Here is a 15379-nt window from a genome sequence, read left to right as displayed (position 1 = left end):
GACTAAACACTCGTTCAGTCGCTCCGCAAGCCCCCCCCCCGACGACCGCGGCCGGCAGCCCGCGCGAGGCCTGGGACGGGTGTGAGCCTCAGAGCCACCCCATGGCGGCCGCGATGAGCAGCTGGGTCACCAGGAAGCCTGTGACGAGGTTGAGCCACAGGAACCGCCGCCAGCCGGCGTGCGCCTCCTCGCACCGGGAGTCGGGCACGCTCCGGTAGGGGGCGATGCTCACGACGTACGGCACCACGAGGACGGCGGCGAGCGCCCCCGGCCAGCCGGCCAGGAGGACGGCGACCCCGGCCGCGGCGTAGAGGCCCATGGCCGCGCGCACGGTGCGCGCGGCGCCGAGCCACGTGGCCACCGACCCGATCCCGGCGGCGCGGTCCACCTCGACGTCCTGCACCGCGCCGAACGCCTGGGAGGCCATGCCCCACAGGAAGAAGCCCGCGAGAGCCGCCAGTACCGGGCCGGTGGGCACCCCGCCCGCCAGTGCGAGCCCGAAGACCGCGGGGCTGACGAAGTGGGTGCTCGACGTCACGGAGTCGAGCACCGGGCGCTCCTTGAACCGCAGCCCGGGCGCCGAGTATGCAACGACGGCGAAGACGCTCACGGCGAGCACCGCGGTCGACGCCGCGTCGCCCACCACCACGAGGTACGCGAGGAACGGGACGTTGCTCAGCACGGCCGACCACACGGTGAGACGGTGCCAGCGGCGCGACAGCACGACGCCCTCGATGCCGCCCTTGCGGGGGTTGCGCAGGTCCGACTCGTAGTCCCACACGTCGTTGAGGCCGTACATCAGCAGGTTGTACGGGACGAGGAAGTAGAGCGCGCCGACGACGAGCTCCGCGACCCCGGCCCGCCCGAGCCCGCCCGCCAGCACGTACGCCGCGGCGAACGGATACGCGGTGTTGACCCAGCTCACCGGGCGCGACGAGCCCACCACCTGGCGCAGCGCGGCGGCCGCCCCGCTCGGCGGCGTCGCGGTCCCGGCGCCCGCCCCCGTCGCCGTCACGCGTCCTCCTCGTCCCCGCCCGCCAGCGCCCACAGGGCCGGCAGCAGCAGCGCCGCCACGACGGGCCACGCCAGGTCCTCCACGGGCGTGAGCCACACCCGGGCGCCCAGCAGCGCGCCGTCGCCGTAGTGGAACAGGTCGGCGGCGATCATGAGGCTGTCGAAGACGATCGTCAGCGCGGTGAGCACCAGGGCGGTGAGCAGCGTCGTCGCCCACCACCGCGCGCCGAGCCTGCGCACCGCGGACGCGAGGACGGCGACAACGAGGGCACCCGCCAGGACGGCGGCCGCGAGCCCGGCGTAGGTCACGACGCCCTCGCCCGTGCCCCGGGCGTGGCCCGGCGGAGCGTGCGCCGCAGGAGCCCGTGCAGCAGGAGGGTGACGTACAGGAGGAACAGAACGAAGAAGAGCTCCTCGAGCGGCAGGTGCGGGGCCAGCTCGACGCCGGTCATGGCGGCGCCGCCGCGGGAGTAGAAGCCCTCGGCGATCGCGACCAGGTCCCAGGCGAGGAACGCGACCGCCCCCAGGACGAGCACGGCGGCGCCGCGCACGGGCCGCGCCGACCAGAGCACCAGACACCCCCGGCGGTCGACGAGCGCCATGCAGGCGAGGGCTCCGAGCAGGAGGCCGAGGTAGACGAACGACGTCCAGTGCAGAGGGATCACGTCCTGGGGGCGAGGGGCGGGGAGGTCACGGGCAGGGGGTCCGCGCTCGTGTCGCCGCGGACGCGCTTGACCGCGAGCTCGGCGCTGATGAGGCACATCGGCAGCCCGACGCCGGGGATGGTCGATCCCCCGGCGTGCAGCAGGCCCGCGACGCGGCGCGACCGGTTACCGGCCCGGAACATCGCGCTCTGCCGCAGCGTGTGCGCCGGGCCGAGCATGCCGCCCGACCAGGACGAGAGGTCGGCCGCGAAGTCGCCCGGGCCGACGGTGCGCCGCACGACGATCCGCTCGCGCAGGTCGGGCACGCCCGCCCACGCGGCGACCCGGTCGATCGCAGCGTCGGCGATCTCCTCCACCGCCGAGTCCCCCGCGCCGTCCTCGCCGCCGCGGCCCAGGCCGGGGTCGGCCGGGACGGGCACGAGCAGGAACAGGTTCTCGTGCCCGGCCGGGGCCACCGTCGGGTCCGTGCGGGAGGGGGCGCACACGTACAGCGACGCCGGGTCGGGCACCCGGCCGTCGGCGATCGCGCCGAAGTTCTCCTCCCAGTCCGCGGCGAAGAACAGCGAGTGGTGCGCGAGCTGCGGCACCCGGCCCCGCACACCCAGCATCACCAGGACCCCGCCCGGCCCCGGGTCACGCCGGGACCACCAGGACGGCGACCGGTCGCGCAGGCCGGGCGGCAGGAGCTCGGTCTCGACGTGGTGCAGGTCGGCGGCGGCGACGACGACGTCGGCCGGGGCGTGATGCGTCGCCCCGGCACTGTCCACCCAGCGCACGCCGGTGACCGTCGCCCGAGGCCGGCGCGGGCCGGGGACAGGGGCCCCGTTCCGCCCCGCCCTCGGGCGGGCCTCGACGGCAGTGGTCGTGACGGCGGTCGCGCGGGCGCGGGTGCGCAGGACGGCCCCCGCGCCGACCGCGAGCGAGGCGACCGCGTCGACCACGCGGGCGAATCCCCCCAGCGGGTATCGCACGCCGCCGTCGAGATCGAGGGCGCTCATGAGGTGGTACATGCTCGGCGCCCGGTCGGGGGACGAGCCGAGGAAGACGGCAGGGTAGCCGAGCACCTGGCGCAGCCGCGCGTCCTGGAAGCTCGCCGCGACCCGCGAGCCGAGCGACGTGCCGAGCAGCGGCACGAGCCGGTGCAGCCGGGTAGCGACGTCGGGGTGCATGAAGGGGCGCCAGGAGGCGAACGTCGTGTAGAGGAAGTGCCGCAGCGCCATGTCGTAGGTGTCGTGCGCGGAGTCGAGGTACCGGTCGAGGCGCGCGCCGGCGCCGGGCTCGATCCGCTCGAAGGCGGCCACGTTGGCCCCGCGGTCGGGAGACACGTCGAGCGCGGACACGTGGCCCTCGAAGAAGACGCGGTAGGCCGGGTCGAGCCCGACCAGGTCGAGCTCGTCGTCCGCGGTCGAGCCCATGAGCCGGAACCAGTGGTCGAAGACCTCGGGCATGAGGTACCAGGACGGCCCGGTGTCGAAGCGGAAGCCGTCCCGCTCCCACGAGCCCGCCCGGCCGCCCGGGGAGTCGTGCCGCTCGAGCACCTCCACGTCGTGGCCCTCGCGCGCGAGGAGCCCCGCCGTGGCGAGGCCCGCGATCCCGGCGCCGACGACGACGACCCTCACCGGAGCACGTCCCTCGCGATCGCGCCGGCGACGAGCCGCGCCTTGACCAGGTCCGGCACCCGCACCCGGTCGCGGCGGATCGTGGCGGCGGGGGTGGCGGCCAGCCGCCGGGAGAGCTCGGCGAACAGGTCGTGCGCCACGCGGACGGCCACGCGCGAGCTGCGCGGCAGGTCGCCGATCACGGCGTCGGCGGCGCGCAGGTCGGCGTCGACATCGGCGAGCAGCCGGTCGCGGTCGGCGTCGTCGAACGCGTCGACGTCGAGCCCCGGGAAGTAGGAGCGGCCGCGCGCCTCGACGTCCTCGGCCAGGTCACGCAGGAAGTTGATCTTCTGGAACGCCGCGCCGAGGCGGGCGGCGCCCGGGGCCAGGCGGTCGTAGACCGCGTCGTCGCCCGCGACGAACACCCGGAGGCACATCAGCCCGACCACCGCGGCCGACCCGTGCACGTAGGCGGCGAAGCTGGCCTCGTCGTGCGCGGCGACGGTGAGGTCGGCGCGCATCGAGGCGAAGAACGGCGACACCAGGTCGTCGCCGATGCCGAACCGGTCCGCCGTCCGCGCGAAGGCGTGCACGACGAGGTTGCTGCTGCGGCCGCGTGGCAGGGCCCGGGCGACCTCGCTCTCGAGCTCGGTCAGCAGGTCGTCGCGCTCGGCGGCCGTGAGGTCGGGCTCGACGTCGTCGACGATCTCGTCCGCGACGCGCACGAGCGCGTAGACGTTCCGGACGTGATCGCGCACCGGGTCGCCGAGCAGCCGGCAGGCCCAGCCGAACGACGACGAGTAGGCGTCGATGACCACCGCGGCGCTGCGCACGGCGACGGCGTCGTACGTCGCGCCGGCGGTCCCGGACAGGGACTGGGCCGGGACGGTGCTCACGCAGCATCCCGGGAGTCGCCGTGGCGGAGCCCGGTGACCGGGCCGGCGAGCGCCGCCAGGCCGAGCTCGGAGGCGATGGCCGTGGCGTCGCGCTCGAGGTTCGTCACGAGGCTCTCGACGGCCGCGCGGGCTCCGCACGCCACGAGGAGGTCGCGGGCGCGCCGGAGCTCCGGCTCCCCGGCGTCGGGGTCACCCAGCACGGTGCGCAGGTCGTCCCAGGCCCACGTCCCGCGGGCGAGCACGACCAGTGCCGTGCACTTGCCCTCCGGCAGGTCGGCGGCGTTGCTCTTGCCCGTCGCTGCCGGGTCGCCGAATACGCCGTCGAGGTCGTCGCGCAGCTGGTAGGCGAGGCCGAGCGCCCGGCCGAGGCGCTGGGCGCCGGGCTCGAGGTCGTCGCGCCCGGCCAGGATCATCGCGGCCTGGAGCGGCAGCTGGAAGCTGTACACGGCGGTCTTGTGCTCGGCCGTGAGGAGCGCCTCCTCGAGGTCGGCGCACGTGCCCAGGCTGAGCCAGACGTCGGCGAGCTCGCCGTCCGCGGTGAGGTGCAGGCACTCGTCGAGCACGTCGAGGAGGCGTTCGGTCGTCGCCGGGGCGGCGCCGCAGAGCGCGATCGCACGGACGGCGCCGGCGAGGGCGAGGTCGCCGGCCAGGATGCCTGCGGCGTTGCCGTAGCCGTGCGCCTGGCGCGGGCTCGCCCCGGACTCGCGAGCACGGGCGGCGTGCGCGCCGGCGACGTTGGGCCGCCCTCGCCGGATGTCCGCGTCGTCGATCACGTCGTCGTGCACGAGGAGCGCGGTGTGGAGGAGCTCCAGGGCGGCGCCGACCCGCTCGGCGACCTCCCGCGGCTCGGGCGGCGCCGTCCCGGCGACGGTGTCGTACGCGGCGAGCAGGATCCGCGGCCGCAGCCGCTTGCCCCCCTGGCTCGTGTCGCGCAGATCCCGCCACAGCCGGGTGCCGCCCGGGCGATCGCCCGCGGCGAGCACGCGCTGGACCGCGCCCTCGATCGTGCCCTCGATCGTCGACGAGCGATGCACGGCCGCACCTCCTTCGCTTCGAATATGCCTCGCCTAGCAAGATACTAGCCACCAACGAAGTTCGCTAGGATGACGGGGTGACCCAGGTACCCACCGCGGGATCGTCCTACTGGTACGGCGAGGAGGACGCGGAACCACGCCACCTTCTCGAGGCTCTGCGGGTGTTCCGCCGCGCGGACGAGGGCATGCGCCGACGCGCCGGCCGCGACATGGGGATGAACGTCACCGATCTCCGCGCGCTCCAGCACGCCATCGCCTGCGAGGGGCGCGACGAGCCCGCGACGCCGCGCGGGCTCGCGGAGTACCTGTCGATCTCGACCGCGTCGACGACGAAGCTGCTCGATCGCCTGGTCGCGTCCGGCCACCTCGAGCGGCACCCGCACCCTTCCGACCGCCGCTCGGTGGTCGTCGTCGCCTCGCCGGCCGCGCACGCCGAGGTGCGCGAGCGGCTCACCCACGTGCACGACCGCATGCTCGAGATCGCCCGAGCCGTCCCGGCGCACTGCCGGCCTGCCGTCCGGGAGTTCCTCCTGGCGATGGCGACGGAGGCCGAGGAGGAGCCCGACGACGCCGCCGGCACCGTCGTCGCCGTCGTCGCTCACCCCACCCACCTGAGGAGCGCCTCATGACCACCGGCGCCGCCACCGCTCCCACGGCGGCGAGACCCGCCAGTTCAGGTGCAGGGTGCGCCAGGCGCGATCGAGCCGCCGTCGCCGCTGGCGTCGCCCGCGGAGACACCGTGCGGAGGCCCCGACCCGCCAGGAGCGGTCCAGACGGATCCGTCGGCGAGGGCCCAGCCGGAACGCCAGGTCGAGGTCGTCGTGCACCTCCGGGTCGGCGCGGACGACGTCTCGACGGACGGCCCGCCAGGCGCTGGAGCGGACCGCCATGCACGACCCCCACAGCGCGGTGTGGCCGAGCGCAAGATGCCCGAGCAGGTAGTAGGCCCCCAGGTAGCCGACGGACGTGACGGTCCGGAGCCCGTGCGGCAGGTCGTAGAACGTGCCGGTCCCCGTGAGCGCGTCCAGGCTCGGGTCGGCGGACATGCGCTCCACGAGCGTCTGCAGCCACCGTGGTCCCGGTCGCGAGTCAGCGTCGAGGCGCGCGATGATCTGGCCCTGGGCTGCGTCGTACCCGGCCGATGCGGCGGCAGGGATCCCGACGCGCGGCTCGCTGACGACCACGGCGCCCCAGCGCCGCGCGACCGCCGCGGAGGTGTCGGTCGAGCCGTTGTCGACGACGACGATCTCCCACGGGGCGACGGTCTGGCGCGCGAGCAGGGACAGGCACACCTCCAACGCCTGCGCATCGTCGCGGACCGGCACGACCACGGACACCGTCGGTGCCGCCCCGGCCGTCACCTCCCGGCCCTCCGGCGAAGGCCCCTGCCCGCCAGGACGACTCCGGCGACGGCCGCGCCCAGCACGCCGAGCGCGAGGTCGGAGACGGTGTCCAGGTACCCGACGTCGATCCCTTCGTCGAGATGGGTGTGGCCGGCCCACTCTCCGAGCTCCCACAGGACCGCGCCGAGCGCGCCGAGCCCTGTGGTCGCCGCCACCACGCCGAGCCGGGCGCGCCTCTCGTGGGCACCGGCGGTCAGCGCCTGCCCGCGCACGAGGGCCATGCCGACCGCGGCGACGAGGGCCGTGCAGACCGCATGCATGACGAGATCGAGCCACGGCTCGGCGTCGTACCAGCCGAGCTGCGCCGCCCATGCCGCCAGCAGGAGGCTGGCGCCGAAGCAGACGTCCAGGACCGCCGAGAGGCCCAGGAACCGGGGGACGAACGTTCCGCCCAGGACGAGGAAGAACAACGCGCCCGCGACGCCTCCGAGGGCGAGGCCGCCGACCACGAGGCTGGCCACCGCAGCCGCGCGCACCACGTCGCCTGGCACGAGCGCGGTCGCGGCGGCGGTGTGGCGCCTCGGCATGCGCTCTACCCTCTCGATCCCGGTCGCGCCCCGGACACCCCGCCGACCGCACGCAGCTCGTGCACCTGGGCGACCGCCCACGGGCTCAGCGCCCAGGGCGCGAGCGTCACGAGCGCCTCGAGATCCTTCCCCGCCACCCACCGCAGCTCCATGACCTCGTCGGGACTCGGCACGGGAGCCGCCTCCACGGAGGCGAACAGGACCGGGCAGATCTCGTTCTCGACGACGCCGCCGGCGTCCACCGCGCGATAGCGGAACGACGGGAGCACCGGGTCCCCGACGGCTACCGCGCCCAGCCCGAGCTCGTGGCGGGCGTGCCGCCGGACGGCGTCCGGCAGGGACTCGCCCCGGCGGGGGTGGCCGCAGAAGGAGTTGGTCCAGACGCCGGGCCAGGTCCGCTTCGTCAGCGCCCGCCGGGTGAGGAGCACCTGGCCGTCGGGGCGGAACAGGTAGCAGGAGAAGCCGAGATGCAGGGGCGTGTCACGGGTGTGCACGGTCGCGCGCGGCGCGGTACCCACCGGCCGGCCCGCGTCGTCGAGAAGGACGACGTGGTCGTCGGCCTCAGCCGTCATCGCCGGCCCGAGCCCTCTCGCGCGGCGCGGCCTGCACGCGCAGCACCAGCGCGACGCCGAGAACGATGACCGCGGCCGCCGTCGCTGCCGCGACGGTCGGCACGGACTCCGGCTCCCCCTGCGACCTGGCGACGGCCACCCAGGCCAGGCCCCACGCGATGGCCGCCGCCACCGCGATCCGGCCCCGGCCCCTCACCGCCAGGGCGACCCCGATCCCGGCCACGGCCGCCAGGACCCCGATCGCCCACCAGTCCGCGGCGTCCCCGCCGTCGAACCCCGAGCCGGCGAGGGCCGCCGCGACGTTCGCCACGGTGGCCACGCAGACCCAGCCCAGGTAGAGACCGAGGGTCCCGTCGACGAGCACGCGTTCCAGCCGCCCTCCCGCCCGGGTCTGCACCAGGATCACGAAGGTGCGGGCGAGGAGGCCGAGGAGCACCACGATGACCAGCACGCTCCACCACAACCACCCGGCCTGGACCACGAGGATCCACGCCGCGTTCAGGAGCATCGTCGCGGCGACCGGGAGCCTCAGGCGGCGCTGCCTGGCGTCCGCCGCGTGCGCGGGCAGCCACTGGAACACCGTGTAGCCGGCGAGACCGAGGTAGATGACCGTCCAGATGGAGAACGCCGGCGAGGCCGGCGCCAGGAGGGTGGCGTCGGCGGCGAGGGCGCCGCCAGCGGCCTCCGCGATCGGCGTACCGCCGAACACGCCGACGCCGATCATCGACCCCGCGACGCAGATCAGGAAGCTCATCGTGACCGCGACCTGCCGCGGTCGGTCGGCGACCGGTGGGTCCACCATGGGAGCTCCTCCTCGGGTCGTCTCGTCCGGCGTCGGACCTGCCACCCTCCACGATGCCACCGCCGCACCGATATTGCTAGCCTGGCTAGTAACCGGCTCCCATGCCAGTCAGGTCAGGTGGTCACCATGACGTTCGTCGACGGGCCCGCGCCCGATGCTCCCGGCTCCGCGACCGACGGGGCGGCTCCCGGCGGCCGCGGCCCCGTCGTCCTCGTCACCGGGGCCACCGGTTACATCGGCGGGCGACTGGTGCCCGAGCTGCTCGCCGCCGGCTACACGGTGCGCGTCATGGCTCGGCACCCCGAGCGGCTCACCGGGCGGGACTGGTTCGACGCCGTCGAGGTGGTAGCCGCCGACGCCACCTCCCGCACGGACCTGCGTCGGGCGCTTGCGGGGGTGGACATCGCGTACTACCTGATCCACGCCCTCGGAGAGGGGCCGGGGTTCGCGGAGCGCGACCGCCGCACGGCCCGCGGGTTCGCGCTCGCCGCCGAGGAGGCGGACCTGCGCCGCGTGGTCTACCTCGGCGGGCTGCGACCCGACGGGGAACGGCTCTCCCCCCATCTGGAGTCCCGCCGTGAGGTGGAGGAGATCCTGCTCGACGGGGCCGTCCCGACGATCACGCTCCGAGCCGCGGTGATCCTCGGCTCCGGGAGCGCCTCGTTCGAGATGATGCGTTACCTCACGGAGCGGCTGCCGGTGATGGTCGCCCCGCGGTGGGTCGACAACCGCATCCAGCCCATCGCCGTGCGCGACGTGCTGCGGTACCTCGTCGGGGCGGCGAGCCTCCTGGGAACGGTCCGCCGGGGGTTCGACATCGGCGGACCCGACGTCCTGACCTATCGCGCGATGATGCAGCGCTACGCCGCGGTCGCCGGGCTCCGCCCGCGGGTGATCCGCGCCGTCCCGGTGCTGACCCCGCGCCTGGCCAGCCTCTGGGTCGGCCTGGTCACGCCCGTGCCCCCGGCGATCGCCCGCCCGCTCGTGGAATCCCTGGTGCACGAGGTGGTGGCGCGCGAGCAGGACGTCAAGGCCTACCTCCCAGATCCTCCCGAGGGGCTCGTCGGCTTCGACGACGCGGTTGCGCTGGCCCTTGCGAGGATCCGCGACCTCGACGTGCGGACGAGCTGGGCCTCGGCGTCGACCCCGGGCGCGCCCTCCGACCCGTTGCCCGAGGACCCCGACTGGACCGGCGGCAGCCTCCTGGTCGACGACCGGTCCCGCGAGGTGGACGCGACCGGCGAGGCCCTCTGGTCGGTGATCGAGGGCATCGGCGGCGCCCGCGGCTGGTACTCCTGGCGCCTGGGATGGGTGGCCCGCGGCGTCATGGACCGCCTCTTCGGCGGGCCCGGGCTGCGGCGCGGCCGCCTGCACCCGCAGCGGCTCGCGCCCGGCGACCCGCTCGACTGGTGGCGCGTGGAGAAGGTGGTCCCGGGGCGGCTGCTGCGGCTGCGCGCCGAGATGCGCCTCCCGGGGCTGGCGTGGCTCGAGCTGTCCGTCGAGGGCGGCGGCGAGCGCCCGACGTTCCGCCAGCGCGCGATCTTCGCCCCGCGCGGCCTCCCCGGACAGCTGTACTGGTGGGCGATCAGCCCGTTCCACGGCATCGTGTTCGGCGAGATGCAGCGCAACATCGCCCGCGCGGCCGAGCAGCTCGGCGCCGCCGAAGGCAGGTGACCCGGCGGCGGCTCTTGCCTCAGTGCCTCGCTCGGCGGGCGCCGAGCGGCCCGCCGAAGACGAGCGAGATGCCGAGCACGAACCCGACGTCGTACCAGTTGCCGTTGTTGTGCACCTCGTACACCGACACCGAGTCGGTGAACAGCGAGACCACGAACGTGATCGGCAGGATCATCCCCTGCCACAGCCCCCACCAGAACCCGTACGGCCCCTGCCCGCCGACGGTCGTGGTGTCCAGCTCGGGGTTCGGCCCCGCGGCGCAGGCGGCGAGCACGAGCAGGGCGCCGGCCGCGACGACCACCGTCGTCGCGCGGCGGGGCCACCGCCGGCCTGCGGGCTGCACCGATTCCACCCCACCACGATCGCACCGGTTCGTCGGTCGAGCCCGTCAAGCCCCGGGTTTCGACAGGCTCAACCAGCGGGGCCGGGCAGCGGGCCGGCCCCCGATCGCGACCGGGATCCAGCCCGAGGAACGGCAGCGCGAGCGGGTGTCGGCGGGTCGGGGCAGGCTGGACGGCATGCCCCGCGGAGCGGTGTTCCCCGTCGTCAACTGTCGAGACCTCGCGACGGCAGGCGAGTTCTACGTGCGCACGTTCGGGGCCGTGCGGGCCTACCAGTTCCCGCCCGACGGCGAACCCGCCTACGTGGCGCTGCGGATCGGCGCCGGCCAGGTGGCGCTCGGCGTGGGCACGGGCCCGGCGCTGTACGGCGAGATCCCGCTTCCGGCCACCGGGCACGCGGTGGACCTGTGCCTGTACGTACCCGACCTGGACGCCGCCGTCGCGGCGGCGCCCGGCGCCGGCGGCGCAGTGGTCGTGCCCCCGGCGGAGATGCCGTGGGGCGAGCGGGTGGCGTACCTCGGCGACCCCGACGGAACTATGCTGCTGGTGATCCAGGACGATCCGGCGCAGGGCGACCCCGCCCGAGAAGAACCGGCCGGAGAAGGAGAGGGACCGTGAGCGAGACGCCGATCGAGGAGAAGACCGCGCCGCGCGTCGCGGCGCTGGACGCGCTGGTCTTCGACGCCCCGGACCCGCAGCGCTCGGCCGACTTCTGGCAGGCGCTGACGGGCGCCGAGGTCGAGCAGCAGGGGTACGGGGAGGACTGGATCACGCTGAACGCCCCGGACGGGTGGTCGCTCGCGTTCCAGCCCGCGCCCGGCCTGGTGCGCTCCGAATGGCCCGGACAGGAGCATCCGCAGCAGCTCCACCTGGACCTGCGCGTGCCAGACGTCGCGGCGGCCGCGGCGCGCGCCGTCGAGCTGGGCGCCACCGTGCTGCGCGAGAACCCGGAGTGGACCACCCTGGCCGACCCCGCCGGGCACCCCTTCGACCTGTGCCACGCCCCCGACAACGACGGGCTCACCGTCATGGGCGTGACGTTCGACGTGCCCGACGCGTCCGCGGCGGCGGCGTTCTGGTCGCGGATCCTCGGCGACCCGGTGGTGTACGACGCCGAGGGGATGGCGATGCTCGGCGGGGAACAGGCCCTGCTGTTCCAGCAGGTGGAGGGCTACAACGCCCCGCGCTGGCCCGATCCCGCGTACCCGCAGCAGCTGCACCTCGACCTGCAGATCGGCCCGCAGAGCCTGGACGACGCCGAGGCGGCGGCGCTCGCCGTCGGGGCCGTGCGGCTGCCGGGCGAGGAGGCGACGTTCCGGGTGTTCGCCGACCCGGCCGGGCACCCGTTCTGCCTCTGCACGGGGTAGCGCGGCCCGATGGTTGAGCCGGCGCCGTCCTGAGCCTGTCGCAGGGGGAAACCCGGTTGCTCAGCCGGGCAGCAGCAGCGCTGGCCGGTCGGGGTGGTCCACGCGCACGACGACGTCGGCCCGGCGCTCGGGCTGCGCCTCCCGCCGGTAGCGTCCGTACGCCGCGAGGGTCCAGGCGTCGTCGAGCGGCGTGTTCCGCGTCTCGGTGGCCGGCCGGAGCGCGAGGTGCACGGCGAGGTCCACGTCGAGCCCCCGGCCCAGCGCGAGCGACCCGTCCAGCACGACGACGGTGCCGGGCGCGGCGTCGACGTAGCCCGCGCGCGTGGCGCGGTCGGTGGCCGGGTCGCGCAGCGTGGGCAGCCAGCGCCCGCGCCGCACGATGCCGGTGAGCACCTCACGGTTCAGCCCGCCGACGTCGATCCACTCGGTCAGCAGGGCGTCCGGGTCCCGTCGGCCGCGCTCCAGGCGCAGCGACGCGGGCCGCAGGAAGTCCCGCACCGCCACGCGCGCCACCGGTCGGCCCGCCGCGCGCAGCGGCTCGACGAGCGCGTCGGCGAGCTTCTCCGGGCGAGTGGACGGGTGCCCGTCGACGAGCACCCGCACCGGGCCCGGCCCGTCCAAGGAGAGGACCCGCGCCACGACGTGGTCCACCACGCCGTCCGGGGTCACGGGTTCCACGCGCACCCCGTCATGCTGCCACCCGCCGAGTGTTGTGAGCGCGCGGTTGGCCCTGTTTCGGGCGCGAGACGGGGCCGAACGCACGCCCCCAGCACGGGCTGCGACCGTAGGCCCAGCGAGCTCAGCGGGCGTGGTCCACGCAGCGGGTCGTGGCGGGCCGCACCTCGAGTCGCGCGGCGGGGATGGGCCGGCCGCACACCTCGCACACGCCGTAGGTCCCGGCGGCCACGCGGTCCAGCGCCGCCAGCAGCGCGCGCCGCTCGGCCTCCGCCTCCCCCGCGAGCGCCGCCGCCTGCTGCCGCTCCCAGGCGAGGGTCGCGCCCTCCGGGTCGTGCTCGTCGTCGACGTTGGAGTCCCGCGCCGACTCGACCAGCCCCTCGACCGTGCGGCGCTGTGCGGCCAGCCGCGACTCCACCTCGGCCAGCCGCGCCCGCAGCCGTGCCTCGGCGCTCTTCATCCAGGCAGTCTCCCACCGCAACCCGCTGGTTGAGGCTGTCGAAACCCCGCTGATGGTTTCGACAAGCTCAACCGACGAACCTGATTTCGACAAGCCCAACCGACGAACGGGCTCAACCGGCGTGTGTCAGAGCGACCGGTGGGTCCAGCGGCCGGCGACGAGTGTGCCGGCGACGGGTGTCCCGCGCAGGACGGCGGGGTCGCTCGCGTCGAGATCGAGCGGGTCGACGTCGAGCACGGCCAGGTCGGCCGGAGCGCCGACAGCGAGGTCCAGCGGCTGCCCGTCGACGGACGCCTCGAGGGCGGCGCGGACGTCGATCCGCTGCTCGGGGTGCCAGGGCCGCCGCCCGTCGCGGGCGCGGGTGACGGCGGCCGCGATCGCCACCCAGGGGTCGAGGGGCGCGACGGGCGCGTCGGAGCCGAGCGTGAGCGGCACGCCCGCGGCCCTCAGCTCGGCCAGCGGGAACGCGCGGTCGGCGCGCCCGGGCCACAGCTCCTCGGCGATGTCGCGGTCGTCCATCGCGTGCTCGGGCTGCACGCTCGCCGTCACACCGAGGGCGGCGAACCGCGCCACGTCCTCGCGCCGCAGCAGCTGGGCGTGCTCCACGGAGCCCCGCGCGCCGGAGGCCTCGAACGCGTCCAGGGCGAGGGCGTTCGCCCGGTCGCCGATGGCGTGGATCGCGCAGCGCAGCCCGGCGTCGTGCGCGCGGGCCATGAGCGGGGCGAGGCGGTCCGTGGCGATGTTGAGGATGCCGTGCGCGTCCGGGCCGGCCGCCCCGGCGTACGCGTCGAAGCAGTACGCGGTGAGCGTGTTGAGCGATCCGTCGCTGATCACCTTGAGCGGGCCCTGGGTGACGAGCCCGCTGGCCGGGGCGAGCGGGTCGCCGTGGCGCAGCCCGGCGTCGAGCACGGCGTCCAGGTGCTGCTCCCACACCCCGGCGCGCACCCGCAGCCCGTCCCAGCCGCCCGCGACCCGGCGGCGCCAGGTCGTGAGGTTGTCCGCCACCTCCAGGTCGACGACGCCGACCACGCCGCGCGCCGCCGCCGCCCGGGCCGCGTCCGCCACCAGGGCGTCGGACACGACGTCGTCCACCGTGACGATGCGGGGGCTCGCCGGCATCCACTCCTCCTCGCGCAGCAGCCCGGTGGGGTGATGCGCGACGCCGAGGAACCGGAGGCCCGCCGTCGAGGCCCACGCGCTGTGCAGGTCGCCGGACAGCAGCACCACCGGGATCTCGCCGGCGACGGCGTCCAGCACCGCGGCGGTGGGGCCGTCCGGCCAGGTGGCCCAGCGGAACCCGTAGCCCACCAGCGGCTGCCCGCCCTGCGGCGGAGCAGCGCGTCCGAGCCGGTCGCGCACCAGCGCGGCGGCGTGCGCGGCGCTCGTCGCCATGGACACGTCCAGCCGCTGACGCACCATCGCCCACTGCGTGAGGTGGGTGTGCGCGTCCCACAGCCCCGGCACGACGGTGCGGCCGTCCAGTTCGACCCGCTCCGCCGGTCGGGCCGCCCACGCTGGTTGAGCCTGTCGAAACCTGGTCTCGACCAGCGGATCCTGAGCCTGTCGAAGGGCGACCGGCGAGATCGCGGCGATCTTGCCGTCGTCGAGCAGCACGTCGACCGGCGCGTCGGGGCGGCCGGCGAGCCGGGAGTTCGTCAGGAGCAGCGCAGGCACGGGGCCACCGTAGACGGCGCGTGCCCGCGCGTCAGGAGCCGTCCCGGGCGAAGGTGCGCAGCGCCTCGACGACGAGGGCGTGGTCGTCGGCCTGCGCCAGGCCGGACACGGTGACGACGCCGACGATCCCCACGCCGTCCACCCGCACGGGGAACGCTCCGCCGTGCGCGGCGTACTCCTGCAGCGGCAGCTGGTGCTGCGCGCCGAAGTCCGTGCCCCTCGCCCGCGCGCGCAGGCCGACGAGGAACGACGACGCGCCGAACCGCTCCACGACGCGCACCTTGCGCGCCACCCACGAGTCGTTGTCCGGCGTCGTGCCCTCGCGCGCGGCATGGAACACCTGCTGTGGTCCCTTGCGGACGTCGACGGTGACGGCGAGGTCGCGCTCCGTCGCGAGCTCGACCAGCAGGCAGCCGAGCCGCCACGCGTCGTCGTGGGTGAACCGGGTCAGCACCAGCTCCCGCTCCTGCTGCTCGACCTCCGCGACCAGGGCTGCGACGTCTTCGGTGTTCCCCATGGCGCCAGCGTCCCACGGCGCCAGGCGCCCGGAGTGACGAACGTCATGGACGGCATATCTTGCGGTTCCGGGGGATCATTGACCAGGCCGCCCGAACGGGCTGTCCGTGTGTGTCCTCCGTGGCGCGCCGCCCTCACCAGCTCGACAAGGACGGTGCAGC

The 15379-nt window shown here is 75.3% G+C and carries 19 protein-coding genes; 4 read left to right on the top strand and 15 right to left on the bottom strand.

Going from position 1 to position 15379, the window contains the following annotated elements:
* Positions 1–88 precede the first annotated feature (88 nt).
* Genes AC1C2W_RS14935 through AC1C2W_RS14910 form a run of 6 tightly spaced genes read right to left on the bottom strand, consistent with a single transcriptional unit; the run spans position 89 to position 5207 of the window.
* Positions 89–1015: a prenyltransferase gene (locus tag AC1C2W_RS14935; RefSeq protein ID WP_495413525.1), complete on the bottom strand. Its 927-nt coding sequence runs from the start codon at positions 1013–1015 to the stop codon at positions 89–91.
* Positions 1012–1323 carry a lycopene cyclase domain-containing protein gene (locus AC1C2W_RS14930; RefSeq protein WP_495390043.1) on the bottom strand — a complete coding sequence of 104 codons (312 nt, stop codon included), beginning with the start codon at positions 1321–1323 and terminating at the stop codon, positions 1012–1014. Before AC1C2W_RS14930 ends, AC1C2W_RS14935 begins: the two co-directional genes overlap by 4 nt.
* Positions 1320–1679: a lycopene cyclase domain-containing protein gene (locus tag AC1C2W_RS14925; RefSeq protein ID WP_495413524.1), complete on the bottom strand. Its 360-nt coding sequence runs from the start codon at positions 1677–1679 to the stop codon at positions 1320–1322. The genes AC1C2W_RS14930 and AC1C2W_RS14925 overlap by 4 nt, the downstream gene beginning before the upstream one ends.
* Positions 1676–3298 carry a phytoene desaturase family protein gene (gene crtI / locus AC1C2W_RS14920; protein WP_495390041.1) on the bottom strand — a complete coding sequence of 541 codons (1623 nt, stop codon included), beginning with the start codon at positions 3296–3298 and terminating at the stop codon, positions 1676–1678. The genes AC1C2W_RS14925 and crtI overlap by 4 nt, the downstream gene beginning before the upstream one ends.
* Positions 3295–4173 carry a phytoene/squalene synthase family protein gene (locus tag AC1C2W_RS14915; RefSeq protein WP_495390040.1) on the bottom strand — a complete coding sequence of 293 codons (879 nt, stop codon included), beginning with the start codon at positions 4171–4173 and terminating at the stop codon, positions 3295–3297. The genes crtI and AC1C2W_RS14915 overlap by 4 nt, the downstream gene beginning before the upstream one ends.
* Positions 4170–5207: a polyprenyl synthetase family protein gene (locus AC1C2W_RS14910; RefSeq protein ID WP_495413523.1), complete on the bottom strand. Its 1038-nt coding sequence runs from the start codon at positions 5205–5207 to the stop codon at positions 4170–4172. The genes AC1C2W_RS14915 and AC1C2W_RS14910 overlap by 4 nt, the downstream gene beginning before the upstream one ends.
* A 77-nt stretch (positions 5208–5284) precedes the next feature.
* Here AC1C2W_RS14910 and AC1C2W_RS14905 point away from each other — a divergent pair, with 77 nt between their 5' ends.
* Entirely contained in the window at positions 5285–5836 is a 552-nt protein-coding gene (locus tag AC1C2W_RS14905; protein ID WP_495413522.1) for a MarR family winged helix-turn-helix transcriptional regulator, read from the top strand.
* Here AC1C2W_RS14905 and AC1C2W_RS14900 read toward each other — a convergent pair.
* The 4 genes from AC1C2W_RS14900 to AC1C2W_RS14885 are packed head-to-tail and all read right to left on the bottom strand — an operon-like array spanning position 5831 to position 8511.
* Entirely contained in the window at positions 5831–6568 is a 738-nt protein-coding gene (locus AC1C2W_RS14900; protein ID WP_495390037.1) for a glycosyltransferase family 2 protein, read from the bottom strand. The genes AC1C2W_RS14905 and AC1C2W_RS14900 overlap by 6 nt on opposite strands.
* On the bottom strand, positions 6565–7137 hold the full coding sequence (locus AC1C2W_RS14895) for a DUF2238 domain-containing protein (RefSeq protein ID WP_495390036.1): 573 nt from the start codon (positions 7135–7137) through the stop codon (positions 6565–6567). Before AC1C2W_RS14895 ends, AC1C2W_RS14900 begins: the two co-directional genes overlap by 4 nt.
* A 5-nt stretch (positions 7138–7142) precedes the next feature.
* Positions 7143–7709: an isopentenyl-diphosphate Delta-isomerase gene (idi, locus tag AC1C2W_RS14890; protein WP_495390035.1), complete on the bottom strand. Its 567-nt coding sequence runs from the start codon at positions 7707–7709 to the stop codon at positions 7143–7145.
* On the bottom strand, positions 7699–8511 hold the full coding sequence (locus tag AC1C2W_RS14885; protein WP_495413521.1) for a TspO-related membrane protein: 813 nt from the start codon (positions 8509–8511) through the stop codon (positions 7699–7701). The genes idi and AC1C2W_RS14885 overlap by 11 nt, the downstream gene beginning before the upstream one ends.
* A 126-nt stretch (positions 8512–8637) precedes the next feature.
* On the opposite strand from AC1C2W_RS14885, the gene AC1C2W_RS14880 reads away from it, so the two are divergent.
* Positions 8638–10185: an SDR family oxidoreductase gene (locus AC1C2W_RS14880; protein ID WP_495413520.1), complete on the top strand. Its 1548-nt coding sequence runs from the start codon at positions 8638–8640 to the stop codon at positions 10183–10185.
* A gap of 19 nt (positions 10186–10204) precedes the next feature.
* Here the strand turns inward: AC1C2W_RS14880 and AC1C2W_RS14875 are convergent, their stop codons facing one another.
* Positions 10205–10537: a hypothetical protein gene (locus AC1C2W_RS14875; RefSeq protein ID WP_495390032.1), complete on the bottom strand. Its 333-nt coding sequence runs from the start codon at positions 10535–10537 to the stop codon at positions 10205–10207.
* A gap of 166 nt (positions 10538–10703) precedes the next feature.
* Between AC1C2W_RS14875 and AC1C2W_RS14870 the strand changes: the two genes are divergently transcribed.
* Both AC1C2W_RS14870 and AC1C2W_RS14865 read left to right on the top strand, forming a co-directional pair.
* Positions 10704–11144 (top strand): VOC family protein, encoded by a 441-nt coding sequence (locus AC1C2W_RS14870; RefSeq protein WP_495413519.1) that lies wholly within the window; start codon positions 10704–10706, stop codon positions 11142–11144.
* On the top strand, positions 11141–11893 hold the full coding sequence (locus AC1C2W_RS14865) for a VOC family protein (RefSeq protein WP_495413518.1): 753 nt from the start codon (positions 11141–11143) through the stop codon (positions 11891–11893). The genes AC1C2W_RS14870 and AC1C2W_RS14865 overlap by 4 nt, the downstream gene beginning before the upstream one ends.
* A 60-nt stretch (positions 11894–11953) precedes the next feature.
* Here AC1C2W_RS14865 and AC1C2W_RS14860 read toward each other — a convergent pair whose 3' ends face one another.
* The 4 genes from AC1C2W_RS14860 to AC1C2W_RS14845 all read right to left on the bottom strand — a co-directional run bounded on the left by AC1C2W_RS14860 (position 11954) and on the right by AC1C2W_RS14845 (position 15219).
* Positions 11954–12577, bottom strand: coding sequence for a nucleoside/nucleotide kinase family protein (locus AC1C2W_RS14860; protein ID WP_495390029.1), 624 nt, complete (start codon positions 12575–12577; stop codon positions 11954–11956).
* A 115-nt stretch (positions 12578–12692) separates the two neighbouring features.
* Positions 12693–13028: a TraR/DksA family transcriptional regulator gene (locus AC1C2W_RS14855; protein ID WP_495413517.1), complete on the bottom strand. Its 336-nt coding sequence runs from the start codon at positions 13026–13028 to the stop codon at positions 12693–12695.
* Positions 13029–13154: 126 nt separating this feature from the next.
* On the bottom strand, positions 13155–14702 hold the full coding sequence (locus AC1C2W_RS14850) for an amidohydrolase (protein WP_495413516.1): 1548 nt from the start codon (positions 14700–14702) through the stop codon (positions 13155–13157).
* Positions 14703–14733: 31 nt separating this feature from the next.
* Positions 14734–15219, bottom strand: coding sequence for a heme-degrading domain-containing protein (locus tag AC1C2W_RS14845; protein WP_495413515.1), 486 nt, complete (start codon positions 15217–15219; stop codon positions 14734–14736).
* Positions 15220–15379: the final 160 nt, after the last annotated feature.

Source organism: Isoptericola sp. Y581 (assembly GCF_059445475.1).
Note: the sequence above shows the minus strand (reverse complement) of the source record. Positions and strands in the feature narration are given on the sequence as shown.